The 7,571-nt window shown below is 58.0% G+C and carries 7 protein-coding genes and 1 pseudogene; 2 read left to right on the forward strand and 6 right to left on the reverse strand.

Features of this window, described 5'->3' with window-relative positions; translation table 11 throughout:
• Positions 1–187 precede the first annotated feature (187 nt).
• The 5 genes from J9892_RS22695 to cysK all read right to left on the reverse strand — a co-directional run bounded on the left by J9892_RS22695 (position 188) and on the right by cysK (position 4,983).
• A complete protein-coding gene (locus J9892_RS22695; protein ID WP_052814874.1) occupies positions 188–733 on the reverse strand; it encodes a cytochrome b in 546 nt (181 codons plus the stop codon).
• Positions 734–988: 255 nt separating this feature from the next.
• Complete coding sequence (gene crr / locus J9892_RS22700; RefSeq protein ID WP_210539097.1) at positions 989–1,498, reverse strand: PTS glucose transporter subunit IIA; 510 nt, start codon at positions 1,496–1,498, stop codon at positions 989–991.
• A 43-nt stretch (positions 1,499–1,541) separates the two neighbouring features.
• Entirely contained in the window at positions 1,542–3,269 is a 1,728-nt protein-coding gene (gene ptsI, locus J9892_RS22705) for a phosphoenolpyruvate-protein phosphotransferase PtsI (protein ID WP_210539098.1), read from the reverse strand.
• A gap of 44 nt (positions 3,270–3,313) precedes the next feature.
• The gene (locus J9892_RS22710; RefSeq protein ID WP_005303128.1) at positions 3,314–3,571 is read right to left on the reverse strand and encodes an HPr family phosphocarrier protein; all 258 of its coding nucleotides are present in this window, start codon (positions 3,569–3,571) and stop codon (positions 3,314–3,316) included.
• A 443-nt stretch (positions 3,572–4,014) separates the two neighbouring features.
• Positions 4,015–4,983, reverse strand: a complete 969-nt coding sequence (cysK, locus tag J9892_RS22715) for a cysteine synthase A (protein WP_010673571.1) — start codon at positions 4,981–4,983, stop codon at positions 4,015–4,017.
• A 163-nt stretch (positions 4,984–5,146) separates the two neighbouring features.
• Between cysK and J9892_RS22720 the strand changes: the two genes are divergently transcribed.
• A complete protein-coding gene (locus tag J9892_RS22720) occupies positions 5,147–5,989 on the forward strand; it encodes a MoxR family ATPase (protein ID WP_210539099.1) in 843 nt (280 codons plus the stop codon).
• Positions 5,990–7,072, forward strand: a pseudogene (locus J9892_RS22725) (VWA domain-containing protein); the annotation flags it as partial.
• A 57-nt stretch (positions 7,073–7,129) separates the two neighbouring features.
• Here the strand turns inward: J9892_RS22725 and tnpA are convergent.
• Positions 7,130–7,534, reverse strand: a complete 405-nt coding sequence (gene tnpA, locus J9892_RS22730) for an IS200/IS605-like element ISAs26 family transposase (RefSeq protein ID WP_021141233.1) — start codon at positions 7,532–7,534, stop codon at positions 7,130–7,132.
• Between the last annotated feature and the right edge of the window lie 37 nt (positions 7,535–7,571).

Below are 7,571 nucleotides of genomic sequence, written 5' to 3' on the forward strand. Positions count from 1 at the left end.
CGGAGGTTGGCGGAGTTGCGGGGCTGCATAGGCGTCATGTTCATAGAAAAACGCCCCAGGCCATCGAGACCCAGGGCGGTGAAGATATCAAAGACCCGTTTTCCGGTAAATCGCAATGCGGCTCCGCTTAAGTGAACAGCATTGCCTGTCACAGGGGCCTTTTTGTTGGTGTGCAACCCGTCGCTGGTTATTTGCGCTCGGGCAGCATATTGGTCAGGGTGTTGTCCTTGAGCACATGGTGGTGGTAGATGGCTGCCGCTGCGTGCAGGGCAATCAGCGCATAGCCAATGTTGGCCAGCGTCTCGTGCAGCTCCTTGATGGTACCCTTCAGGCCGTCATCGGGGGCGATGAGGGCGGGGAGTGCCAGGCCGAAGAAGGGAATGGGCTTGCCCCCTGCGCTCAACAGCAGCCAGCCCAGCAGCGGGGTGAGGATCAGGAAGCCATAGAGCGCCAGATGGGCGAGCTTGGCCAGCGTGAGCATCAGGGGGGAGAGCTCGGGCACGATACGCGGTGAAGGGCTACCCACGCGCACCAGCAGGCGCACGACCACCAGCACCAGGATCAGCAGACCCACCATGAAGTGAAACTCCTTCATCAGGTCGCGGCCAGCCGACCCTTTGGGGAAGATGTCCCTGAACTCCATCAGGCCGTAGGCGGCCACGATCAGCAGCAGGGTCAACCAGTGCAGCCCTATGCTCAGGCTGCCATAACGTTGTTCGGAATTTCTCAGCATCGTTGTCTCCTCGCCACTTAAGCGGCTTATCTCTTTTCATCCCGTCTCATATCGAGCCAAAGGACCCGCAGGTATCCCTCTTGAGGGTACTCGGCTTGCTTATGCCCGTGTTGATCTCGATAACATTTCTGCCTGTTTGCCGTCATGCTGACCTGTGCGGGAGCCCATGGAGTATCGGGGGATGGAAGGGGCAAAAAAAAAACCGAAGCACTAGGCTTCGGTTTTTGGCGGTCGCTGGCGTCAGGCCAGGGCGCATTATTTCTTGATGCGGATCACCGGGGTTTCGCCCACGGTCACGGCGCCAGTCATCTTCACCAGCTCTTTGATCTCGTCCATGTTGGAGATGACCACAGGCGTCAGGGTAGACTTGGCTTTGGCTTCCAGAACGGCCAGATCCAACTCGATGATGGTGTCACCGCGCTTGACCTGTTGACCTTCCTGAGCGATACGGGTGAAACCTTCACCCTTCAGCTCGACGGTGTCGATACCGAAGTGAACGAACAGCTCGATACCAGAGTCGGACTCCAGAGAGAACGCGTGGTTGGTCTCGAAGATTTTGCCGATGGTGCCGTCGCACGGAGCAACCATCTTGTTGCCGGCCGGCTTGATGGCGATGCCGTCGCCGACGATCTTCTCGGCGAAGACGACGTCAGGCACATCTTCGATGGGGACGATTTCGCCGGACAGCGGAGCAAAGATTTCGATGCCGCCAGTGTCAGAACTGTCGTCGGAAACCAGTTTCTTCAGTTTGTCGAACAGACCCATAGTAAAAGCTCCTAGAGATGATTGTCGCTGTTTGCAGCCGATCTTAGCAGACTGCCTTCTGCTTAATAAAGTTATCTACGCACGCTTCGATTTCGGCGGCGGTGGCAAAGCTCAGCGCCTGGTCGGCCATGGCCTTCACATCTTCGAAGTTGGTGTTGCGGATAAGCTTCTTGATACGCGGTACAGAGATGGCGCTCATGGAGAACTCATCCAGACCCATACCCAGCAGCAGCAGGGTGGCGCGTTCGTCACCAGCCAGTTCACCGCACATACCGGTCCACTTGCCATTGTCATGGGAAGCGTCGATCACCATCTTGATCAGGGTCAGGACGGAGGGTGACAGCGGGTTGTACATGGCGGAAATCATCTCGTTACCACGGTCGACAGCCAGGGTGTACTGGGTCAGGTCGTTGGTACCGATACTGAAGAAATCCACTTCCTTGGCCAGATGATGAGCCATCACGGCCGCGGCCGGGGTCTCAATCATGATACCCACTTCGATGGATTCATCAAAGGCTTTGCCTTCGGCACGCAGTTCGGCTTTCAGCGTCTCCACGGTAGCCTTCAGGCTGCGGAACTCTTCGACGGAGATGATCATCGGGAACATGATGCGCAGTTTGCCGAAGGCAGACGCACGCAGGATGGCCCGCAGCTGGGCGTGCATGATGTCGGTGCGGTCGAAGAAGATACGCACGGCACGCCAGCCCAGGAAGGGGTTCATCTCTTTCGGGAAATTCATGTAGGGCAGTTCTTTGTCGCCGCCGATGTCCATGGTACGGACAATGATCGGTTGATCCGGCATGGCTTCGGCCACTTCCTTGTAAGCCTTGAACTGCTCGTCTTCGGTCGGCAGCGCGTCACGGTCCATGAACAGGAACTCGGTACGGTACAGACCCACGCCTTCGGCGCCGTTGCGGATGGCACCCTCGGTATCCTTGACGGTCCCGATGTTGGCGCACACTTCGACCTGGTGGCCATCCAGGGTGATGGCAGGCAGGTCTTTGAGCTTGGCCAGCTCGTCCTTCTCTGCCTGGAACTGGGCCTGGAACTTCTTGGCTTCGTTCAACTGGTCGGCGGTCGGGTTGATGATGACCTGGTTGTTGATCGCATCCAGCACCAGCATGTCACTGTTCTTGACGCGCTCGGTGATGTCGTTGGTGCCCACGACGGCCGGCAGCTCCAGGGAGCGTGCCATGATGGAGGTGTGGGAGGTACGGCCACCGATGTCGGTGACGAAGCCCAGCACGTATTTCAGGTTGATCTGAGCGGTTTCAGACGGGGTCAGGTCTTTGGCGACCAGGATGACCTCTTCGTCGATGGTGCTCAGGTTGACAACGGCCATGCCCAGTACGTTCTTGACCAGACGGGTGCCGATGTCACGGAAGTCGGTGGCGCGCTCACGCAGATAGGGGTCATCCAGATCGGCCATCATCTTGGCGTACTGTTCGATCACCTCGTGAACGGCTCTGTCGGCAGAGGCTTTGTGTTCTTTGATGAAGGATCTGATATCCCCTTCCAGCTCTTCATCTTCGAGCAGCATGATGTGGCCTTCGAAGATGGCCTCTTTTTCTTCACCGAAGGTGCGACCGGCCATCTCTTTGATGGCTTCCAGCTGTGCGGCTGACTTGGTGCGGGCTTCGAGGAAGCGGTTGATCTCGGCATCAATCTGTTCGGCGGGAATCTTGCCTTGATTGATAACGATTTCATCTTCTTTCAGAAGAAGCGCCTTACCGAATGCGATACCGGGGGACGCAAGAATGCCAGATATCATAATCCTTCCTATTAAAACGACTGTGGGGGAGGAATAAAGCTGGATTACTCCAGCTCGTCCATCAGGGCAACCAGCTTCTCAACGGCTTTCTGAGCGTCCGGGCCGTCAGCCTGGATGGTCACGTTGGTGCCTTTGGTCAGACCCAGGGTCTGGAGCTTGAACAGGCTCTTGGCGCTGGCGGATTTGCCACCGGAGACCACAGTGATCTCGCTTTGGAATTCTTTGGCTTCTTTCACGAACTGAGCTGCAGGACGGGTGTGCAGGCCGTTTTCAGCAGTAATAACAACAGACTTCTCGTACATGGTTTCACCCCATATTATTGATATTGTTTGGAGAGATGGTCGCCAATGAGGCTTCCTGTCTCACCGTGTCAGTATGGATATGTTGTAAAGTAACGAAATCAGACCTGCAATGGTTTAATCCAGGTCAATTTTCTGTGCAGTATTCGGTGTCGTGGCCAGGTATTTTTTCGCTATCAGGCTGCAAGCCGCGTCAGGCCTGGCCTGAAATTATTTTATAACGAAAAATAACACTTTGTTACCTTGTGATACCTTGCCAGCAAACACCTCGTGACGCCGCACAGGATATGAGATTTATCACAGAATGTCTGCTTTTTTTGTCATATCCAATTTTGTTATTTTACCCCAAAAAATAAGGGGCCGAGTGGCACTGGTGGCTAGAGAGTTTAGCGCATAATGAAAACGGCGCTCCGAGGAGCGCCGTCGTTTTGGTGTTGGCTGATCAACTACTGCTGCAATTCCTGCTCGCTGAACACACCGGCGAAGAGGGCGCTGGAGAGGTAACGCTCGGCGGCGCTCGGCAGGATGACGACAATCGTTTTCCCTTCGAACTCCGGCTGCTCGGCCAGACGGTTGGCAGCGACCACGGCAGCGCCGGAGCTGATACCGGCCAGGATCCCTTCCTCTTCCATCAGGCGGCGGGCCATCTCGATGGCTTCGTCACTGCTCACCTGCTCGACGCGGTCCAGCAGGCTCAAATCCAGGTTGCCCGGGATGAAGCCGGCGCCGATGCCCTGGATCTTGTGGGGACCGGGCTTTATCTCTTCACCCGCCAGTTTCTGGCTGATGACGGGGGATTCGCTGGGCTCGACCGCCACGGAGACGATGGCCTTGCCCTTGGTCTTCTTGATGTAGCGGGAGACCCCGGTGATGGTGCCGCCGGTGCCGACGCCCGCCACGAACACATCCACTTCGCCATCGGTGGCGTCCCAGATCTCGGGACCAGTGGTCTGCTCGTGGATTTCTGGGTTGGCCGGGTTTTCAAACTGTTGCAGCAGCACGTACTTGCCCGGCTCGGATTCGAGGATCTCGTTGGCCTTGGCAATGGCGCCCTTCATGCCGAGGGGGCCTTCGGTCAGCACCAGGTTGGCACCCAGGGCCTTGAGCAGTTTGCGGCGCTCCAGGCTCATGGTGGCCGGCATGGTCAGGGTGATGGGATAGCCGCGGGCCGCAGCCACGAATGCCAGGGCAATGCCCGTGTTGCCGCTGGTGGGCTCAATGATCTCCTTGCCCTTGGTCAGCACGCCGCGTTTCTCGGCATCCCAGATGAGGTTGGCACCGATCCGGCACTTGACGCTGAAGCTCGGGTTGCGGCTCTCGATCTTGGCCAGCACGCGGCCCTTGGTAACACGGTTGAGACGAACAAGCGGGGTGTTGCCTATGGTCTGGCTGTTGTCCTCAAAAATTTTGCTCATGGTGCTATCCCTGTGTTTGTTAAGGCGATGAAACAAGATTACCCTGTGGTTTCTGAATGAGAAGTGACGAATCGTTATAACAATATGTTATTACAACATATAGAACTTATTCTCTCTTGCCGAGGGGGCTTCCGCTGCCTGGGCATCCAATGGAAGGGATCTCATGGGATTTGCAGGAAGCGATCGCTATCTCGCATCACAGGCACTGAAGATGGCCGTCGATGCCGCCATCGTGCTGGAGAAGCCGCTGCTCATCAAGGGTGAACCCGGTACGGGCAAGACGGTGCTGGCGGAGGCGGTAGCCGAATCCCTGGGTGCCGAGCTCATCAGCTGGCACATCAAGTCCACCACCAAGGCCCAGCAGGGGCTCTACGAATACGATGCCGTCGCCCGGCTGCGAGACTCCCAGCTCGGTGACCCCAGGGTCGGGGAGATAGGCCACTACATCCGCCGGGGCAAGCTGTGGCAGGCCTTCAGCGCAGAGCAGCGGCCAGTGCTGCTCATCGATGAAATCGACAAGGCGGACATCGAGTTTCCCAACGATCTGCTGCTGGAGCTGGATCGGATGGAGTTCGATGTCTACGAGACCGGCGAGCGCGTGAAGGCGCGCCAGCGCCCCGTGATCATCATCACCTCCAACAACGAAAAAGAGCTGCCGGACGCCTTCCTGCGCCGCTGTTTCTTCCACTACATCCGCTTCCCCGACAAGGCCGAGATGCAGGCCATCGTCAAGCTCCACTACCCAAACCTCAAGGAGCGGCTGCTCGACGAGGCGATGACGCTCTTCTTTGAGCTGCGTGCGGTAGAGGGGCTGCGCAAAAAGCCGTCCACCTCGGAGCTGCTGGACTGGATCCGGCTGTTGTTGGCCGACGACATCGCCCCCGAAGCCCTGCGCACCCGTGAGCCCGGCAAGTTGGTGCCCGCACTCTACGGTGCCCTGCTCAAGACGGAGCAGGACTTGCACCTCTTCGAGAAGCTCGCCTTTCTGGCGCGCCGCGGCGGCTGAATGCTCATCGACTTCTTCCTTCACCTGCGCCGCCACAAGCTTCCTTGCAGCCTGCGGGAGTTGCTCGACCTGCACGCGGCGCTGGCTGCCCAGCTGGTCAGCCTCGACATGGACGAGTTCTACCAGCTATCCCGCTGCCTGCTGGTGAAAGACGAGGCGCACTATGATCGCTTCGATCGCGCCTTCGCCGAGTATTACGAGGGGTTGGCCGCCATCCCCCTGTTGCCGGAGAGCCTGCCCGAGGAGTGGCTGCGCAAGGAGTTCGAGCGACTGTTAAGCCCGGAGGAGAAGGCGTTGCTCCAATCCCTTGGCGGGCTGGACAAGCTGCTGGAGACCCTCAATCAGCGGCTAAGCGAGCAGAAGGAGCGTCACGCCGGCGGCAACAAGTGGGTCGGCACCGGGGGCAGCAGCCCGTTCGGTCACGGCGGCTATCACCCGGAAGGGATCCGCATGGGGGGAGAGGGCCAGCACGGGCGGGCGACCAAGGTGTGGGAAGCGCGCCACTTTCGCAACTTCAGTGACGACTCGCCCCTGGGGCAGCGCGCCATCCAGCTCTCCCTGCGCAAGCTCAGACGCTGGGTGCGCCGGGGCAATCCCGACGAGCTGGATCTCGACGACACCATCCAAAGCTCGGCCAGGCAAGGCTGGCTCGATGTGAAGCTGCGGCCCGAGCGCCACAACGGGGTCAAGCTGCTGGCCTTCTTCGATGTGGGGGGCTCCATGGATGCCCACGTGGCCGAGGTGCAGCGCCTCTTTTCGGCCCTGCGCCACGAGTTCAAGCACCTGGTGTTCTTCTATTTTCACAACTGCCTCTACGACTTCGTCTGGCAGGACAATGCCAGGCGCCTTGATGATCGGTTCGATACCCTGCGGCTGCTGCGCACCTACGGCAGCGACTACAGGGTGATGGTGGTGGGGGATGCGAAGATGGGCCCTTATGAAATCACCTGGCCAGGTGGCAGCGTAGAGTACTGGAACGAGGAGCCCGGCCAGGTGTGGCTCGGGCGCCTGCAACAACATTTCCCCAAGATGGTGTGGGTCAATCCGCTGCCAAGGCAGGAGTGGCTGTGGCACCCCTCCATCTTAAATGCGAAAGGGGACTCCCTCCGACGTAGGTGGGAGGGGAATTTCGCCGGGGCGTCAGCCCCGCTGGTTTTGAATGTATTGCTTGATCACCTCCAACGGTGCTCCGCCGCAAGAGCCCGCAAAGTAAGAGCGTGACCAGAGTACGGGTTTGCTGTAAGCACCTCTCAAGTCCAGAAATTCATTACGCAGTCGCCTTGATGTGACCGCCTTTAACGAGTTCACCAGTACCGATAGCTGTACCGTTGGCGCGTACTCTATCAGCATGTGAACATGATCAGCCTCTCCGTCACACTCTTTCAGTTCCGCACCAAAATCTCTGCAAACCTCTGCCGCACACTGACCGAAGGAGGCGTGATGCAGATCCCCCAATATCGGCTTTCGATACTTGGTGATAAACACCAAATGTACGTGCAAAGCGTAGGCCGCATGGCGTGATTTATTAATTTTAGTGAATTGCATTCTGTCACTCAATCGGGCTTAATAGATATGGCAATAA

This window comes from Aeromonas sp. Prich7-2, from assembly GCF_017939255.1.
GTDB lineage: Bacteria > Pseudomonadota > Gammaproteobacteria > Enterobacterales > Aeromonadaceae > Aeromonas > Aeromonas caviae.

Bases quoted from the DNA above. Each gene is read 5' to 3' on its own strand.
- J9892_RS22695 (WP_052814874.1), bottom strand. From the start codon at position 733: ATGCTGAGAAATTCCGAACAACGTTATGGCAGCCTGAGCATAGGGCTG.
- crr (WP_210539097.1), bottom strand. From the start codon at position 1,498: ATGGGTCTGTTCGACAAACTGAAGAAACTGGTTTCCGACGACAGTTCT.
- ptsI (WP_210539098.1), bottom strand. From the start codon at position 3,269: ATGATATCTGGCATTCTTGCGTCCCCCGGTATCGCATTCGGTAAGGCG.
- J9892_RS22710 (WP_005303128.1), bottom strand. From the start codon at position 3,571: ATGTACGAGAAGTCTGTTGTTATTACTGCTGAAAACGGCCTGCACACC.
- cysK (WP_010673571.1), bottom strand. From the start codon at position 4,983: ATGAGCAAAATTTTTGAGGACAACAGCCAGACCATAGGCAACACCCCG.
- J9892_RS22720 (WP_210539099.1), top strand. From the start codon at position 5,147: ATGGGATTTGCAGGAAGCGATCGCTATCTCGCATCACAGGCACTGAAG.
- tnpA (WP_021141233.1), bottom strand. From the start codon at position 7,534: ATGCAATTCACTAAAATTAATAAATCACGCCATGCGGCCTACGCTTTG.